At 43.5% G+C, this 17,938-nt stretch carries 18 protein-coding genes and 1 pseudogene; 5 read left to right on the plus strand and 14 right to left on the minus strand.

Going from position 1 to position 17,938, the window contains the following annotated elements:
• The first annotated feature begins 26 nt into the window (after window positions 1-26).
• A complete protein-coding gene (locus tag AEQ18_RS05170; RefSeq protein ID WP_054115291.1) occupies window positions 27-1,430 on the plus strand; it encodes a peptidoglycan DD-metalloendopeptidase family protein in 1,404 nt (467 codons plus the stop codon).
• 92 nt (window positions 1,431-1,522) lie between these two features.
• Here the strand turns inward: AEQ18_RS05170 and AEQ18_RS05175 are convergent, their stop codons facing one another.
• Window positions 1,523-1,792 (minus strand): hypothetical protein, encoded by a 270-nt coding sequence (locus tag AEQ18_RS05175; RefSeq protein ID WP_054115292.1) that lies wholly within the window; start codon window positions 1,790-1,792, stop codon window positions 1,523-1,525.
• Between the two features lie 60 nt (window positions 1,793-1,852).
• Window positions 1,853-2,854: an ROK family protein gene (locus tag AEQ18_RS05180; protein WP_054115293.1), complete on the minus strand. Its 1,002-nt coding sequence runs from the start codon at window positions 2,852-2,854 to the stop codon at window positions 1,853-1,855.
• Window positions 2,855-3,037: 183 nt separating this feature from the next.
• Between AEQ18_RS05180 and AEQ18_RS05185 the strand changes: the two genes are divergently transcribed.
• The 3 genes from AEQ18_RS05185 (at window position 3,038) to AEQ18_RS05195 (ending at window position 5,233) form a co-directional block, all read left to right on the plus strand.
• A complete protein-coding gene (locus AEQ18_RS05185; protein ID WP_268760922.1) occupies window positions 3,038-3,661 on the plus strand; it encodes a sugar O-acetyltransferase in 624 nt (207 codons plus the stop codon).
• Between the two features lie 45 nt (window positions 3,662-3,706).
• Window positions 3,707-4,510 carry a Cof-type HAD-IIB family hydrolase gene (locus tag AEQ18_RS05190; protein WP_054115295.1) on the plus strand — a complete coding sequence of 268 codons (804 nt, stop codon included), beginning with the start codon at window positions 3,707-3,709 and terminating at the stop codon, window positions 4,508-4,510.
• Window positions 4,511-4,648: 138 nt separating this feature from the next.
• Window positions 4,649-5,233 carry an acyltransferase gene (locus tag AEQ18_RS05195; protein WP_054115296.1) on the plus strand — a complete coding sequence of 195 codons (585 nt, stop codon included), beginning with the start codon at window positions 4,649-4,651 and terminating at the stop codon, window positions 5,231-5,233.
• A gap of 71 nt (window positions 5,234-5,304) precedes the next feature.
• Here the strand turns inward: AEQ18_RS05195 and AEQ18_RS05200 are convergent, their stop codons facing one another.
• On the minus strand, window positions 5,305-5,715 hold the full coding sequence (locus AEQ18_RS05200; RefSeq protein WP_054115297.1) for a MerR family transcriptional regulator: 411 nt from the start codon (window positions 5,713-5,715) through the stop codon (window positions 5,305-5,307).
• 171 nt (window positions 5,716-5,886) lie between these two features.
• Here AEQ18_RS05200 and AEQ18_RS05205 point away from each other — a divergent pair, with 171 nt between their 5' ends.
• Complete coding sequence (locus AEQ18_RS05205; RefSeq protein ID WP_054115298.1) at window positions 5,887-6,945, plus strand: zinc-binding dehydrogenase; 1,059 nt, start codon at window positions 5,887-5,889, stop codon at window positions 6,943-6,945.
• Between the two features lie 167 nt (window positions 6,946-7,112).
• Here AEQ18_RS05205 and AEQ18_RS05210 read toward each other — a convergent pair whose 3' ends face one another.
• The 11 genes and pseudogenes from AEQ18_RS05210 to AEQ18_RS15360 form a co-directional block, all read right to left on the minus strand.
• Window positions 7,113-8,483 (minus strand): TrkH family potassium uptake protein, encoded by a 1,371-nt coding sequence (locus tag AEQ18_RS05210; protein ID WP_200908894.1) that lies wholly within the window; start codon window positions 8,481-8,483, stop codon window positions 7,113-7,115.
• A gap of 83 nt (window positions 8,484-8,566) precedes the next feature.
• Entirely contained in the window at window positions 8,567-9,196 is a 630-nt protein-coding gene (locus AEQ18_RS05215) for a V-type ATP synthase subunit D (protein WP_054115300.1), read from the minus strand.
• Entirely contained in the window at window positions 9,177-10,574 is a 1,398-nt protein-coding gene (locus tag AEQ18_RS05220; RefSeq protein WP_054115301.1) for a V-type ATP synthase subunit B, read from the minus strand. Before AEQ18_RS05220 ends, AEQ18_RS05215 begins: the two co-directional genes overlap by 20 nt.
• Window positions 10,558-12,345 (minus strand): V-type ATP synthase subunit A, encoded by a 1,788-nt coding sequence (locus tag AEQ18_RS05225; RefSeq protein WP_022797079.1) that lies wholly within the window; start codon window positions 12,343-12,345, stop codon window positions 10,558-10,560. The genes AEQ18_RS05220 and AEQ18_RS05225 overlap by 17 nt, the downstream gene beginning before the upstream one ends.
• 15 nt (window positions 12,346-12,360) lie before the next feature.
• The gene (locus tag AEQ18_RS05230) at window positions 12,361-12,669 is read right to left on the minus strand and encodes a V-type ATP synthase subunit F (protein WP_054115302.1); all 309 of its coding nucleotides are present in this window, start codon (window positions 12,667-12,669) and stop codon (window positions 12,361-12,363) included.
• A complete protein-coding gene (locus AEQ18_RS05235) occupies window positions 12,659-13,645 on the minus strand; it encodes a V-type ATPase subunit (protein ID WP_054115303.1) in 987 nt (328 codons plus the stop codon). The genes AEQ18_RS05230 and AEQ18_RS05235 overlap by 11 nt, the downstream gene beginning before the upstream one ends.
• 3 nt (window positions 13,646-13,648) lie before the next feature.
• On the minus strand, window positions 13,649-14,233 hold the full coding sequence (locus AEQ18_RS05240) for a hypothetical protein (protein WP_054115304.1): 585 nt from the start codon (window positions 14,231-14,233) through the stop codon (window positions 13,649-13,651).
• A gap of 13 nt (window positions 14,234-14,246) precedes the next feature.
• Window positions 14,247-14,717 carry a V-type ATP synthase subunit K gene (locus tag AEQ18_RS05245; protein ID WP_005225567.1) on the minus strand — a complete coding sequence of 157 codons (471 nt, stop codon included), beginning with the start codon at window positions 14,715-14,717 and terminating at the stop codon, window positions 14,247-14,249.
• Window positions 14,714-16,675, minus strand: a complete 1,962-nt coding sequence (locus AEQ18_RS05250) for a V-type ATP synthase subunit I (protein WP_054115305.1) — start codon at window positions 16,673-16,675, stop codon at window positions 14,714-14,716. The genes AEQ18_RS05245 and AEQ18_RS05250 overlap by 4 nt, the downstream gene beginning before the upstream one ends.
• Window positions 16,653-16,985: a hypothetical protein gene (locus AEQ18_RS05255; RefSeq protein ID WP_022797073.1), complete on the minus strand. Its 333-nt coding sequence runs from the start codon at window positions 16,983-16,985 to the stop codon at window positions 16,653-16,655. Before AEQ18_RS05255 ends, AEQ18_RS05250 begins: the two co-directional genes overlap by 23 nt.
• Before the next feature lie 810 nt (window positions 16,986-17,795).
• Window positions 17,796-17,938, minus strand: a pseudogene (locus AEQ18_RS15360) (IS30 family transposase); the annotation flags it as partial.

Consider the following 17,938-nt stretch of genomic DNA (forward strand, 5'->3'; position numbering starts at 1 on the left):
CTATGATATAAAGGAGGTTTTATATTTTGAAACATACAAGAAAATGGCTCGCCATTGCGTTGGTATGCAGCCAATTATTAACGAGTTTACCCGTTTCAGCCGCTGTAGTCGCTAGCGACAACGCAGCTGAGGAAAGCGGTACAATAGAAACACCTGCAACCGAAGCGGTCCCTGAAGTAACGGAAACAGGACCGGTGGAGACGACGCCAGAAGAGAGCGTCCCTGCACCAGAAACACCAGTAGTACCTGAAACACCTGAGGAGCCGGAAACGCCTCAAACACCTGCAGAACCTGAAACACCGACAACACCTGAGACACCTGCAGAACCAACACCTGAGGAGCCTACAGCACCTGAAACAAAACCCGAAACACCGGTGAAGCCTGAAACACCTGTTGAAGAAACACCAGACACCAGTACACCAAGTGTCCCTGAGAAGACACCAGCACAACCTGAAACCACCACACCTGGCGGCAACACCCCTTCAGGATCAGCAACAAACAACAGTGGCACCACTACAGTCACCGACGCCTCATCGATCCAAGTGACGCCAACCAAAGAAACTTGGGCTTTTATCCAAGAAATTGGTGAAGATGCCCGCGAAATTGGTCTGGAAGAAGACTTATATGCGTCAGTGATGATCGCACAAGCCATTTTGGAATCTGGTAATGGACAAAGTCAATTGAGTCAAGCGCCTTATTTCAATTTGTTCGGCATCAAAGGGACATTTGAAGGCCAGGGTGTCAATTTCCGCACCCAAGAGGAAGATGCATCAGGCAATTATTTTACCATCACTGCAACCTTCAGACACTACAATGAATATGCCGAATCTTTGCAAGATTATGCTGATTTATTGAAGAATGGTTTGGATCATAACGAAGAATTTTATAAAGGCGCATGGAAATCAGAGACCGAAGATTATAAAGAAGCAACGGCTTATTTAACTGGTCGGTATGCAACAGACAGTCAATATGACCAAAAGTTAAATGCCTTGATCGAAGCCTATGCATTGACCAGCTATGACCAAGAATTGCCAGAAGGCAGCGAAGCCTTGATCTATCCGGTCAAAGATCCGCAAATCTCCTCTTCATTTGGTCCACGAGGCGGTGGTTTCCACCGGGGTGTCGATTTTGCTGCGCCAATGGGCACACCTATTTACGCTAGTCAATCAGGCACTGTGATTCGTGCGGAAAGCCACTATTCATGGGGGAATTATGTCGCGATCCTTCACGACAATGGCCTGACCACCTTGTATGCGCATAACAATCAAAACCTTGTAAAAGTCGGCCAAAAAGTCGCACAAGGAGAAGTGATTGCGTCAATGGGCAGCACAGGCAATAGTACTGGCCCACACTTGCACTTTGAAGTAAGTTTGTCCCCAACGTTGGCGCAAGATCAATTGATCGACCCAATGACGGTGTTGAACAAGTAGACCACAGGCAACTAAAAAATGCTAGCCAGCGCTGGACAACCAGCCTGGTCTAGCATTTTTTTCGTTTCTGCCTGCTGATGCCACAGTTGCGTTTATACCTTGAGCAGCGTCGCGATGGCTGCCAATCCTGTTGCAAGCACTGGGATCAGCATATACGATGAGGAAGCAATCAGCATCTCATCCGCCAAATATCCGAGCAAAAAGGCAACGAACATAGCAGTTACGCCATTCAAAATGGACATTGCCCAAAACAGTATCTTGATCCCTCGTGTCCTTGGCTGTCGAGACTGCATAAGAAACAGCAGCATCATCAGTTGCAAGACGACAGGTAAGACCGCCAAGCTTACAATGATCGTATTCATAATCGATTCCCTTTCTTTACTGTATGATTCTCTAACTGCAGGGGCAAGGATGGTCAGTGTCTATAGTGCATAATCACTGTCTTTCAGCACCAACCAAAGCAAGCCCGTATACAAGCATGCCGTAAATTGATCCACAAATAAAAATTGAGGCTGGTTGACTTGCATGGCCAATAGCGTGGATTGCGCAATCTTGTCTCGTATGGCGGTCTCAGTGACAGAATCAGCCGAGATCACAAAGTTATTTGGTGCAATGACTGCATTATAAATCGTAAAAATCTCAACTAGATTTCCAATCAACTTCTCGTTTGTCAAAGGAAATATCTCTTCCATCAAATGAGGCAAAAATTTTGCCTCCCCGGCTAAGTTCATATTGCCTTCAATCAATGTCCCTTTGGCATAGATCGTGATACCAGGCATACTATTTTCGGGATAGAAAATACCGACGATCGTTTCTTCTTTGCTGCGTTTTTCTCGAACCGTATAGCCAATCGTGACCAGATGGGCATCATTTTGGATAGCTACTGGTACAGAAGCAAATGCAGACAACGCGTCTTGTAAATGCCATTGATTCAATAAATTTTCCCAACTGGACAGAATCACCCCTTGGTAGATTTTACCAGGGATCGACACGCCGATTTTGGCGATCTCAAAACCAGCAGATAGAAATGGCTGGACACATGCCAAAAAGAAGGGCATTGTCACTTCTGAAAATTCAGTTGTTTGGGTATATTTGATGTCCCCGGCCAAGTTCACGATTTGACCATGAATCATCAATTGACGGTAGTTCGGGGTCAGCTTCTCTTGAATACTTAGCAATAAGAAGTACTGCTGCTCCTCATTGAAATGATAGGCGATGGCTGGACGACCGACTGTCTGCGGCATCAAATCTCCTTCAATCAAGACCTTTGCTTCTACCAACTGGGCCACCAGCGCATTCACAGTCACCACACTCAGCCCCGTTTCAGCAGCGATTTCTGCCTTGTAGGCGGTCCCCTTTTCACGCATCATTTGTTTGATGGCACGCATATTTTTTTCACGAATCAAATTTTTGTTTTGTGACATAAAAAAGCACGTCCTTAATTAAATCTATTAATTAACCCTCATAGATCATACCCTATCTGTCGGAAAAAGTAAATCTGCACAGCTAGCTCATGCTTTTTATCACATTTTTTCTTGACATCTTTCCACTTAGTTAATATACTTAATTAAAAACTTTAACTAAAATCAGAAAGGCAAGCTATGGATATGAAAAAACGAATCGCCTCTGGTCAGTTATTTCTTGATCACTGCCAAGGGCTAGATATTGAACGACAGCGCGCGCGGGTGCAGCGTCATAGATTGAATGCTTTATTGCCAGACCAGCACACCGAAAAAGAGGCGCTGAAAAAAGATATTTTTGGCGCTTCTTGTAATGCTTGGATTGAGACCCCTTTCCTATTCACCTATGGAAGCAATATTCATTTTGGAACAGATTGCTATGTCAATTATCAGTGCAATTTCATTGATGATGGGCAGATTTTGATTGGCGACCGTGTCATGTTCGGGGCCAATGTCACGATCGCCACTGTTGGGCATCCTGTTCACCCCGACTACCGCACCTTTATGTATGCTGAAACGGTCACGATCAAAGACAATTGCTGGATTGGTGCCGGCGTGGTCATCAATCCAGGGGTAACGATCGGTGAAAATTGTGTGATTGGCTCTGGCAGTGTCGTGACCAAAGACATTCCAGACAATACCGTTGCGGTAGGCAACCCATGCCGTGTATTGCGATCCATCAACGAACATGACTACCACTATTATCGAAACAATCGGCCAAGCAACGCGAGTGAACTACACACAGTCCAACAAGTAGACCAACAACCATAAGATGACGCTTCGCCAAAGGGCAAGCCAACAAAAGGAGAATGTACCATGATAAAACTAATTATTACTGACTTAGACGGCACTTTTTTGACAAGCAAGAGTGATTTTGATCAGCAAGAATACCAACGGATCCAAGCATTGATGCACGACAAAGACATTATTTTTGCGGCTTGCACGGGCAAGCAATGCGAACGCGTCGAAGAATTATTTGGGTCTGAAGCGTCAAAAGACATTTGGATTTTAGGGGATAGTGCTACACGCATCAAACATCAAGGCCAATATGTCTATGAATCATTGCTGCCAAATACAATCGGTCGAGAAATCATCCAGACTTTAGATTCGATCGCCTCAGATCATGTGATTATTGCCTGCACACCGACAGCGGCCTTTATCAAAGAAACAACCCCTGAAGGAGAAGCCCAAAAAGTGCGCGGTTCTTACGCTGTTGTTCAGAAAGTGGCCGATCTTGCCGACATCCAAGAAGATTTTGTCAAGATCACTGTCTTCGATCCAAAACTACGCTGCTTTGAAAGTGTCAAATCATTGCAGTCATTCAGTGATCGCGCTTATATCGTAGCCTCGGAAGCTGCTTGGATCGATATTTCAAACCATAATGTGCATAAAGGAACAACTGTCAATGAATTGCAAAAAAGACTGGACGTCACCAAAGCCGAAACGATTGCCTTTGGCGATGGCTTCAATGATCTGGAATTATTTGCACAAGCAGGCATCAGCTTTGCGATGGCCAACGCTTTTGACGAAGTCAAAGCGCGCGCTGACTTTGTCACAAAATCAAATGACGAAAATGGCGTCCTAAGCACCATCGAAAAATTACTCACCACATTTGCTTAAGCTTCCCCAAGCTTGCCTCTAGACGATGGCAAGCTTTTTTTTGTTGATTGCTCCTTTGCGGTTGACTTCAAGTTGACTTGAAGATGTATTCTAGAATAAAGCACACAGCTATGACATACACATAAAGGAGATGGACACATGGATAACAAGACATTCACAGATTATTTAAATAGCGGACAAGTCGTACAGGCAGGTTCGGACTATCACCAGATGATGGCTAAGCTAAGTGACGAAGCCCGCAAACATACGACGGAGATCAATAACAAGTATCATACACAGGCAGAATTGCGGCAACGCTTCGCTCTATTGATTGGCAAAGAAGTCGATGCTGATTTTGGTTTATTTCCACCCTTTTATACAGACTGCGGCAAAAATATTACCCTGGGTAAAGGTGTCTTTATCAACGCTGGATGCCACTTCCAAGACCAAGGTGGAATCACTATAGGCGATGACACGCTGATTGGACATAACGTGGTGCTGGCCACATTGAATCACGGGCTTTCAGCAAAAAACAGAAAGGATCTCTACCCAGCGCCTATCACCATTGGCAAGAATGTCTGGATTGGCGCGCAAGCAACCATATTGCCTGGTGTCACGATTGGTGACCATGCGATTATTGCAGCCGGCGCAGTCGTCCAAAAAGACGTGGCGCCCAAGACGATCGTAGGCGGCGTACCAGCAAAACTGATCAAGACGATCGAGGATGAACCCGCCACTCATTGATCCAAAAAAACAGGTGGCCAGCAAAAAATGCTGCGCCACCTGTTTTTGGTTGACGTGTTTCATCCTATGGCTTATGCCTCTTGCTTGAATCGGAAAGTCCCTTTTACACGGGCTTCTGTTTCATCTTCGACTGCTTGTGTATAATAGGAAATTTTGTAATCGATATAATCCAATGTCGCGGTCAATTCGCTGATTTGCGCTTCCAGGCATGCTCTGCGTTCTTTGAACATGGCGAGGCGCTGATTGAGTGAGTCATCTCCAATTTGACACCAAGACATGAATGTTTTGATTTCTTTGATCGACATCCCTGATTTTTTCAAACATTCGATCGTAAATAAGGTAGACACCGCTTCTTCATCAAATATGCGGTTGCCTTGCTCGTTTTTCTTGATTGCTGGAATCAACCCTTCTGCGTCATAGTACCGCAATGTAGACGGATTGAGATTGAATTTTTTGGCGACTGCGCCAATCGTATCTGCCATATAAGCCACCCTCTTTGTGATTTTTGCATTGCTTCAACCTTAGTTTAACCCCTAAAGTATACTTTAAGTCAACCGGAAATATTTTTGCCCCTTTTTGACGTCTTTCCCTTGCCTTAAAGTACACTTCAAGATTTACACTAGCTGTATGTTGAAGAAGAAAGAAGGATGTATATGAAATCAGCTATTTTTGAAAAAGCCGGGCTTGTTTCTGTCCAAGAAGTAGAAAGACCGCAGTTGCAAGCAACCGATGATGTTATCATCAAAATCGTGCGGGCCTGTGTCTGCGGTTCTGATCTCTGGTCTTATGCCCATGGCGACAACAAAGAACCCCACTCTGTCAACGATGGCCATGAGGCATTAGGGATTGTGGAAGAAATTGGTACAGCTATTACCACCGTTAAACCCGGTGACTTCGTGATCGTTCCTTTCACCCATGGTTGTGGGGAATGTGATGCCTGTCGTGCAGGATTCGATGGGACTTGTGATCGCCACCAAGGTGCGACCAACTGGTCCAATGGCTTTCAATCAGAGTATGTCCGTTTCCATTATGGCAACTGGGCGCTGGTCAAAGTCCCTGGTCAACCATCGGATTACACAGAAGGCATGATCAAATCACTGCTGACTTTGGCAGATGTGATGCCAACAGGTTATCATGCTGCCCGTTGTGCCCATGTTCAAAGAGGCGATAAAGTGGTCGTTATTGGCGATGGGGCCGTTGGTCAATGCGCGGTGATCGCCGCCAAAATGCTGGGGGCTTCACAAATCGTCTTAATGAGCCGACACCCAGACCGTCAAGAAATGGCCCGTCAATCTGGTGCAACAGCAGTCGTTGCAGCGCGCGGCGAAGCTGGAATTGCTGAAGTGCGAGAAATCTTGGATGGCGGCGCTGATGCGGCATTAGAATGTGTTGGTACCGAAGCGGCTATCGAGCAAGCGCTTGGGGTCTTGCACAATGGTGGACGTATTGGCTATGTCGGTGTCCCCCACTACAACAATCGGCCCATTGGCTCGACGTTTGCCCAAAATATCTCGATTGCCGGTGGTTCTGCTTCTGTGACCACCTATGACAAAGAAGTCTTACTGAAAGCAGTCTTGGATGGGACCATTGATCCTGGACGTGTTTTCACCCAAACATATCCATTGGCACAAATCAACCAAGCCTATGCAGACATGCAAAATCGTCGCACGATCAAATCGATGGTGGTTGTTTCGAAAAAGATGACCGACTGAATGATTCTGTGTTACTTAGTGTGAGAAAAACACACATAAAGTACAAAGGGGCTGTATCAACAGCCCCTTTCGTTTACATAAAAATAGATATTCACTCCTATGATTTACTCAGAAAAAAAATCATCCTCTTTTGAAATACGCAACTGTTTTAACAGAATACGTCTAGCTTAACCAATCATCACTCGCTCTTCAGGAAATTTGTATCCAACTTCTTGCTTGTTGGCTTTTTTCATCAATGAAAAGGCCACCGTCATGATTCCGACACGACCGATGAACATCAAAAGAATGATCAATAGCTTGCCGAAAACCGATAAATAGGGTGTAAGCCCCATCGTCAAGCCCACCGTCCCAAAAGCCGAAAAGACCTCAAAGGCAATATATTGCAAACCGAATGTCGGGTTTTGCGGCATATTTTCAGTAATCGATAACAGGAAAATAGATATGAAACATAACGACAAAGTTAGAAAAAACAAAGTAAAAGCTCGCGAAACGGCAGATTCTTTAATTGTTCGGCCAAAAATCTCAGCTTGGCTGCGTCCTTTTAACAAGCTACGGACCTTGATGATCAAGACTGCAAGTGTCGTTGTCTTCAATCCCCCAGCAGTTGATCCGGAGGTTCCGCCGATATACATTAACATCATCGTCATCATCAAACTGGCTTGACTCATTTGTCCGTAATCAATACTGAAAAAGCCAGCTGTTCTTGGGGTGACCGCTAAGAACAAATATTGAAAAAAGCGTTCAATGACAGAATCACCAGTGATCAACTGTGAATTTTTTTCGGTCAAAAAGAAGCCTACCGTTCCAAGAACAATCAAAACGATCATTGTGATCCATGCCAAGCGGCTATGTAAGGAACGTTTTTTGGATGCCCTATGCAGGAGATCGAACCAAACGAGAAAACCGAGACCGCCGGCGATAATCAAGAAACTGATGACCCCTAGCACAAACGGTTCATTCTGAAATCCGACCATACTGTTGCCAAACAAATCAAAACCAGCATTACAAAAGGCCGAAAACGCATGAAAAACACTATACCAGAGACCCTGGCGCCAACCAAAACGAGGAACAAAAGCAAAAGCCAGCAATACAGCCCCACTAACTTGGATCAAAAAGGCGATCCGAATAATGTACCATGCTAAATGGATTTCACCGGACATACGATCTAGATTCAAGGATTCTCGCAAAATCATCCGCGTACTAAGATGGACTCTTTTTCTTGCCAAAATGTAAAAGAAGACGGGAATCGACATGAAGCCGATTCCACCAATTTCAATCAATATCAACAAAATGCCTTGGCCCCAGATATTATAATGATCCACCACCGTTAAGGTAGAAAGACCCGTCACACAAATAGCTGAAGTAGCAGTAAACAGAGCATCTAAAAAGTTGGTACCTTCACCACTTTTGGTGACCGTAGGCAACATCAGTAAGCCTGTCCCTGCCAATATCAGTAAGAGAAACACTAGTGAGACGATTTGTGGAATTAAAAAGTGTTGATGTGCCAACTTTTTTTTCAAACGATCTCTTTTTTTCATTCTCATTTCCTTTGACCTTTTTCAAAAACGAATGTCTTAGTAATCCAAGTCTTTTGCTTTCGTTTTTCTCTTATCATACCATTTTATTTTGATTTATTCTTCACTTTGATCATTCTTGTTACATTCGCTCGTTCGTTTTCTTCTAACCGCATTTTGATCCCATATATGGCCTCTTCTAATTCAGGGATCGTCAAATATTCTAACGCATTGACCCGCCTGCGGGTTCGTTCGATTTCCCTTGCCATCAATTGACAGGTTTTTTCGATTTCTGTTAGAGCCAACAGCTTGGGCATAACGTCTGTAAAACGGGCGACGGCGTTATCTAAAGGAACATTGGAATTCAAAAATCCGTATTCGATCGGCGCTTGCATCACAGCATCATCATAGTCAAAATGCATGACCGGTACTTCTACACTCATGATATTTTTCGTTGATAATTCAAGGGAGACTTCAGTTGCAGGTAAAATAAACATTTCTTCAATGTATTTTTCATTGATTGTGGCATTGGCCAAGCGAAATGCCTTCATGGCATGTTGCAACTGCTCTTCCACATTTTTACGTAAATGATCATTTTTTTTGATTAATTCAATAAATTGACGCATGAGTTCATCTTGTTTATCTTTTAATAATTTATGGCCGCGTTTAGCTGTCGCCAATTGTTTACTGAGGCGCGACAGCTCCATGCGGGTTGGATTAACGTTTTTTTGCACCATTATTCTCCTCTTCCGGTAAATATTCCGCCAGTAACGCATCACTGATTCGCTTCAGTTCGACTTTTGGCAACATCGCCAATAATTCCCAGCCCAATTCCAAGGTTTCGATAATGGAGCGGTTGGTTCGATATCCTTGATTCAAGTATTCAATTTCGAAGCGTTCTGCAAATTTAGCATAGATTTTATCAACGTCTGACAAGGCCGATTCGCCTAAAACAACTGCTAATTCCTTGGATTGCTGTCCTTGCGCGTATGCAGAAAACAACTGGTTCATCGTTGCAGCATGGTCTTTACGTGTTTTGCCTTCGCCTGTCCCTTTATCTTTTAAGCGTGACAGCGATGACAAGACATCGATTGGCGGTTGAATGCCATTTTTATATAAATCCCGAGACAAGATGATTTGTCCTTCAGTGATATAGCCTGTTAAATCAGGAATTGGATGCGTTTTGTCATCTTCTGGCATAGTCAGAATCGGCAACTGCGTCACTGAACCTTTCAAGCCGCGAATTCGTCCGGCACGCTCATATAACGTTGACAAATTCGTGTAGAGATACCCTGGATACCCACGACGTCCCGGTACTTCACGGCGTGCAGAAGAGATCTCCCGTAAAGCTTCACAATAGTTGGTCATATCCGTCATGATCACCAAGACATGCATATCCTTTTCATAGGCCAAGTATTCAGCTGCCGTCAATGCCATTCGTGGGGTAGCGATCCGCTCGATCGCTGGATCATTTGCTAGATTCATAAAGACAACAGAATGGTCGATGGCGCCAGTTTGGCGAAAATCTTCCATAAAATATTCTGCTTCTTCAAAGGTAATCCCAATGCCGGCAAATACAACAGCAAATTCATCTTCCGAGTTTAGCACTTGTGCTTGACGGGCAATTTGAGAGGCCAATTCTTTATGAGGCAAACCAGAACCTGAAAAAATTGGTAGTTTTTGTCCCCGAACCAATGTGTTCAAATGGTCAATTGATGAAATCCCCGTTTGAATAAATTCATCAGGGTAATCTCGGGCTGCTGGATTAATGACTTCGCCGTTGATATCCATAAATTTTTCGGGAACGATCTCTACTCCACCGTCTTTGACCCGTCCTAAACCGTCAAAGACGCGCCCAATCATTTGCTCTGAAACGCCTAATTCCAAAGGATGCCCCAAAAAGCGGACCGCTGATTCGCGCAAGTTAATCCCTCCAGTCCCTTCAAAAATTTGGACTAATGCTTTGTCTTCTTGAATCTCAAGCACTTGGCCTTGTCGCATGTCTCCGTTTTGCATGCGGACTTCGATCAACTCTTCGTATTTGACACCAGAGACACGATCGACGGCCATCAATGGACCGACGACTTCTCCAATCGTTTTATATTCCTTGATCATCAGTACGGTCTCCTTTCTGTAAAATTTCTTTTATCGTTGCTTTGATTTCTTGATGCAAAGCAGAAATTTTGGCAAATTCACCTTCAGGCAAATACTTCATGCGTGCAACTTTGTCTCGTAGTTCTTCAATTCCTGAGTAGACTTCTGAAAGATACGCGCCTAGTGTTAACGCATCTTCGGCTTCTTTGTGGAGCAATAAGATCGTTTCTAGCATTTTGAACTGCTTTTCACGAGAGGTAAACGTATCGACATCGTCAAAAGCATTTTGCTGTAAGAAATCTTCTCTCAAGGACTTGGTCGTTTCCAGCAATAATTGATCTTTTTCTGATAAAGCGTCGATACCGACAAGACGAACGATCTCTGACAACTCAGATTCTTTTTGTAGCATCCGCATGGCTTCTGTTACTTGTTTGGACCAATCCACTTGCATTTGCTGATCCAAAAAGGCGCCAAGTTCGTTTTCATATAAAGAATAACTCTTCAACCAATCGATTGATGGAAAATGACGTTTTTGCGCTAATGTGGCATCTAAGCCCCAAAATACTTTAACGACCCGTAAAGTATTTTGAGTAACTGGTTCCGAAATGTCCCCACCAGATGGTGACACGGCGCTGATTGCAGTAATACTGCCTTCTTGATCAGAACCTAAGCAAATCGCTTTCCCAGAACGTTCATAATACTCTGCCAAACGGCTACCTAAATAAGCCGGATATCCTTCATCCCCAGGCATTTCCTCCAAACGACCAGACATTTCTCGCAGTGCTTCCGCCCAACGTGAGGTTGAATCCGCCATGATCGCCACTGAATAGCCCATGTCACGGAAGTACTCTGCAATGGTAATCCCCGTATAAATCGACGCTTCCCGAGCGGCTACTGGCATATTTGATGTATTGGCAATCAAAACGGTTCTAGCCATTAAAGATTCACCACTGCGAGGATCGATCAACTCTGGAAATTCGTTCATTACATCTGTCATTTCATTGCCGCGTTCCCCACAGCCAACATAGACAACCAAGTCGACATCCGCCCACTTGGCAATTTGATGCTGAACAACGGTCTTTCCCGCACCAAAAGGACCCGGAACGGCTGAAGCCCCGCCTTTAGCGATTGGAAAGAACGTGTCAATCACGCGCTGCCCTGTAATCATCGGTTCGATTGGATTCAGTTTTTGCTTCACTGGACGGCTATGACGAACCGGCCATTTTTGTAGCATCGTAAATGAACGTTCTCCTTTAGTCGTATCTAAGACATAAATCACTTCATCAATCGTATATTCCCCTGCATAAACAGCTTTGACTGTTCCTGAAACGCCATGAGGAACCATAATTTTGTGATCGATCAGTGGTGTTTCTTGCACAGTTCCGATAACCATTCCGGTACTAACCGCTGCACCCACTTCGACCATCGGTACAAAAGACCACTTTTTCTCATGATTCAACGCAGGCAATTGCACCCCGCGAGTCAAGAAGTTACTTTTGGTAACATCCATAAAGGTTTCCAATGGGCGTTGGATCCCATCAAACATTTGAGACATAATTCCGGGAGCCAATTCCACGGATAGCGGTTCACCAGTGGTTTCGACTGGTTCTCCGGGACCAATCCCTGAAGTTTCTTCGTAGACTTGGATCGAAGCGACGTCGCCGCGCATTTCGATGATTTCACCGACCACGCCTAAATCTCCTACATAACAGATATCTTCTAAACTTGCATGACCCATATTTTTGGCTAAAACCAATGGACCTGATACTTTAATAATTGTTCCTTTTTCCACAACATCGGCTCCTCTCTATAGTATGTTTTGTCCGACCGCTTTTTCAACATTATCTTGAATCATCCGTCTGCCGATTCCTCGGGAACCATCGTAATCAGGAATCAAGATGATCGCAGGTGTCATTTTTTGTTGGACCTTTGCTAATTCATCGGGAATCATCTCTGCACATTTTTCAGTCAGATAGATAATCGTACTACTCTTCATTAATTTTGCCAGTGCCTGCTTGACTTCTTTTTCTTCCGAGGCATAACAAACTTGGAACCCAAATAATTGAAAAGGAATGACGGATTCTTTCTCGCCGATCACACCGATTTTATGCGTCATAGCGCCGCATCCTTTCTCTGATTTGTCCTTCCGTAAAGCCGCTGCGTTTGCCTACCAGCAAGATACGCAGATTTTGCAGTTCCAAAATCTTAGCATTCAAAAATGCGAGTAAAGGTAGTGGTCCTAAAGCATCTATTTGGGCTGATGCAAAGCTTTCTGTAATCAAGTTGTCTTGTAAAAGCGCCAAGCCAGCGAAGTCGATCACTTGTTCATGAATGATTGGCCGCATCACTTCCTGATACTCACTTTCTAATAAGAACGTTATAAAGTCGCTATAGGACGCATCCGCAAACGCTAAAAATTCTTCTTTCGGGATACTGCCGACACTCACCAAGACCGCCTTCATAAAACTGCAGGATCGCTTTTGGCTCAGACAGCGAGCGGCGATGGTTATATTGGTTAAATCGATCATCTTAATGACGGCTTCTTGTAGTTCAGGTATATTAATTTTGTCTGCCAATCGCCGTTGTTCATGCAAATACCGGCGATCGTATATGATATCGATGCCTTGCAACACAGCGCCGCCTTCCAAGTATTCCCGAACCTCTTGAATTGTAGTCACGATTTTCTCAGGCAATACTTCTGATATGCCTGTTTTGATGGCGGTCCGGCATTCGTCGATCGTGTAAAAACCGTCTTCAACCAGTAGATGCGCATAATCCTTTCCAGTCACTGACTCTTTGGTCAAGACTTTCAGATTGTGGAAAGTAAAAGGCATCATATACAATCGGAGGATTTCTTGATTGGGAACCAGCTCGATCAATTCTTTGATTGTCTTTAACAATTCTTCATCAAGTGATATTTCGAATTGTTCGTGAAAATATGGATGCAAATAGCGTTGATAATGGGTCTGCTGCAGCACCGTTTCGACCACAGCAAAGTTTTTTGCCGTAATCATTTGTTCCACTTCTTGCGGCTTCAGTAAAGTCATTTCTTTCAGCCGAATGATGGGATTCAATTGATGATAGTTCCTCATGGATCAACCTCCTTTTTGTATGATCTGTAACCACCGTTCACGGGATTCTTTCTTGTATTCTTCAAGTAACACACGATAAGTAAAGTTGTATTGAATACCATTGTCATCCACCAAAAATCCAGCTTCTGACAATGGTGTTCCTACCTTGATTTGATACGGCAAGTCGGACTGACAAGCCGCGACCCAAGTATCATCTAAGTGGGCTGCTTGATCTAGACCCGCATGAAAGGTCAACGTGCCACTGATTGGCAGCCGCTCCAGCACATTTTCAACAAATGTCTGGAGCTCTTCTGGTGTCCAACCAATCATTTGTTGATAAGCTTGCTCAAAAAGTTGTGTCAGATATTCATTTTGCTTCACCATTTTTTGCTGCTTGGCGGCACTTGATTGGCGATTCAGGGCTTGCTGATAATTTTTTTCGACTTGCTTTTTTGCTTGCTGGGCACGAAGCTGCAAGTCCGACTCTTTCTTCGCCCAGTCACGTGCCATGGTTTCACTGATCCTAGCACGTTCAGCGGCAGCCAAACGTTCCCGTTTTATCTGCGCTTCTTGGTCTAGTTCAGCAATCATTTTGTCGATTGCATCCATACCTTCGCCCCCTTTAAATCGTTCCTAAAAGTAAGAAAGAAATAACAAAGCCTAAGATGGCATACATCTCAACCATTACTGAGAACATCACGCCTTTAAAGAAATGCTCTGGTTTTTTCGCTAAAATTTGAATCCCAGCTGCAGCGACCTTTCCTTGGGCCATTCCTGAGAATAAACCAGTAAAAGCAACTGGCAGTGATGCCATCAAATAAGCCATACCAGTCACTGTCGACATTTCACCACTTAAGCTGCCATAAATCATAAACGCAATAACGAATCCGTATAGACCTTGTGTCCCAGGAAGCAATTGTAAAATCAAAGCTTGTCCAAACTTCTCAGGCTGATTTGTCGTTAAAGCTGCCGCTGCTTCACCAGTTTGGCCCACACCTTTGGCTGAACCAATCCCAGAAAAGATCGTCGCAATCCCCATTCCAATAATTGCAAACACCATACCACCATTATTGTTAATCAAGTAATCAATCATTTATTGTCTCCTCCATTTTCTTTGTCAAAATCAACATATTTCTCACTTGGCGTAAAGGTTTCAAATTGACGTCCACCACCAGCGAAAAATTTGCCGAAAAATTCTACATATTGTAAACGAGCGGCATGCACATATGCACTCAGTAACGATAAAAAGATATTCAATGCTTGCAGTACAAGCAATAAGAGAATACCCACTGAAAAACGAGCAGCTGGCGGCAAATAGCCCACCAATAAGTTGAAGGCTGCTGCAATACTCCCACCGGAGATCCCTAAGGCCATCAAGCGACTGTAGCTGACAAAGTCACCGATGTAACTCGTCACACCGTACAACTCGTACAACCCTAGAAAGAAGCCGCCCACTTTGGTTTTCCCTTTAAGAATCGGTACCACGATAATCAATAAGGCACTAAAGCCCGCTAAAATCAAGCCGACAGTGGTTAATGCAGGGACATCAATCAAAAGATTGCCTGCGGCTGCCACTAGCAGACCACTCAAAAGTCCTAGCCACGCAAAGCCTTCGTTTACTGCACCTAAAAGATCCTTTTTGCGGATGTTTTCTTTAGCCGCCAAATAAAGACCTGTAAACAGTTGGATACCACCAAAAATCATCGATAGACCAAAGATTGCCATAAAATCTTCGGCGGGCGATAAAAGCTGGAAAGGCAATGTAGCACCAAAAAACGAGCCGTAGATTGCACCCCAAATCATGGTTGGTACAGACAATATCTGGAACAATTTCAGAAATCGTTTGGTTCCTTTTGGCAAACGTAAGGCATACAGCCCAATCGTTGTCGCTACAGCCATCAATGCACCATAACCTAAATCAGCCACCATCATCCCAAAGAAAACATAATAGAAAGGCGTCATCCAAGGGGTTGGATCAATTTCATCGTATTTCGGCAAACTATACATTTCCGTCAGCATTTCAAAGGGTTGTATAAATGAAGCATTTTTTAACTTCGTTGGTACTTGATTGGCAGCAATCTCGTCTGCCGTTGGTTCTTCAAATGAATAGTAAATCTCATTGGCAAAGGATTCTTGGACCATTTCTGCCACTAACGGTTGATCCTTTTCTGCAATCCACCCGCGCATGAGCGAAAATGTCTGACCTGCCGCTAGACGTTGTTGCATCATTGCACGATTCTCACGAGTCAAAAACAGTTCTTCCGCTTGCTGCAACAGGATCAGCCGTTGTTTGTGCTGACTGATTTCTGTAATCAGTTCTTTGCGCTGCTGCGTCAAGGAAGTCAACGCTTGTTTCGCGTTTTGTAAAACCACTTTTGGTGATTCTGATGTTAGGCCAGTTTCTTTCTTCACCCCAAAACGGTGAAACAATTGGAAAACTTGCGCCTCGGTCGTTGCTAAAAAAAGACAGCTGAAATTAACTTTCTTCTGATCAGAATAGATGACTTCTATATGAACATCTTCCAATTGACGCAAAGCTTCAGCTAGATCTTCCCAGCGTGGTTCTTCAACACTACCTGCAAAAAAACACGTATGTGTAGGTGCTTCAATTTCTAGTGGCACGTCAAGATTTTGCCACTGTGTCGCCCAATCTTCTGCCTGAGTCGCTGCTTCGATCGCTTCAATCGTCTCTAACCAGCGCTCCTGCAAATTCTCAACTTGACCTAGTTCTGTTAAAGCTGCTGCTTCATCGAAGCTTGTTTCAAAGTCCGACAGCCGCAAGGCAGCCCGCCGCCACTCCGTGCTTTTTTTCGCATCGCCAGTTTGACGAATAAAGCGGATTGCTTCTTGTAGACGACGAATCAGTGTCTGATGAGAAGTACTTTCTGGCGTTGTACCTGCAAAAAATTCCTGCAACCAAGTTTCGTTGGCTTCTTTCTCAAATACATTCTCGATTTCAACAAACTGCATCGCTTGCAACTTCGTCAACAAACTTTCTTGGTAGCGTTTCGGGGTGATCAACGTTAATTTATTTAGTTTGGTTACTGCCATAAGTCCCGATCACTCCTTCAACGATCTGTTGAATCGCTTGCTCTTGGAAGCTTTGCATATTTTTTTGGTAACGATCTAAAACTTGCTGATTTTCTTCTGCCAGCCGTTGCTTTTGTGCTTCCAGCGACTGGTGTAACTGCTCTTCGACTGCGACTTGTTCTTGTGCAAGTGCCTCTTCCAAAGCGGCAGCCCGTTTTTGCAATTCTTGTTGTTGCTGCGCTTCTTCCAATTGTAGCGCTTTTTTCAAAGCGATCAATTGCTGTTCATTGGCTTCTTCTGCTTCTCGTAAACGAGTCAAAGCTTCTCTCATTAATTCCCCTCCTATAATCATGTGTATATTCAACTGAAAAACAAACAAAAAAGCATACCTCGCGAAGAAGTATGCTTATAACAAAAAAAGGCCAGCATTCCTCCAAGAATGTTCGCCTCACCCCTTGGCAAACCTGATCCTTGAAACACCGAAATGCTCAACCTTTGTGTCTTCAATTTTTTGATACAATATATATTCTAACAAAAATAATCCCAATCATCAATAGATAAGTGCAATTATTTTCATCTCTCATCACTAGACCACTCTACACTTCGCCAATCAGCGGCAACATTCACTCTAAACTCTATATATTAACATTCTTTACCCCTAAATTATTCTTTCAAAAGATTCGAAAGAATTGGAGACGACTAATTATATAACCATTGTCTTATCGGATGATCAGAAAAATATGTGTGAATCTCTGAGAAATCAATCGCCAACCTGCGATTGCGATGGGACACATTGCAGAAAAAATATATTAGCTATAGGATTTATTGGCGTTTTATTAGACCGTAGTTATTTTATACATACTAAAAAGCATCTAATTTCATTGCCCATATTTTCCGGTTTAGCCACCTCACAAATGTTACTTAATACGACTATAACAGATGATAAGTCACATTTAAAAAAGCTATAGAAAAAAATCGCTAAAAGAAAAATAATTTTCTCTTAGAGCCTCTAAGGATAGAGCAATTTTATCGAATGTGACAGAATCGGATTGTGTCACATTGATTTCAAAAGATTTACATAGAACCTTCAAACTATTAAACTAGCGAAAAGGCATTAAAATTAATTTAAAAATTTCATTTGTCAAATTAAGTTAGACAAATCATCTGGTTTTATATTTCTCAAAAATATTTCCATCGGTGTTTGATACTTTAGAGATTTTCTTGGGATGTGATTTCGTTTGGAAGCAACAGCTTGAATAAATGATTCTGATACTTCATTGAAGT

Origin of the sequence: Enterococcus sp. RIT-PI-f (genome assembly GCF_001297065.1) — a bacterium.
Lineage (GTDB): Bacteria > Bacillota > Bacilli > Lactobacillales > Enterococcaceae > Enterococcus_D.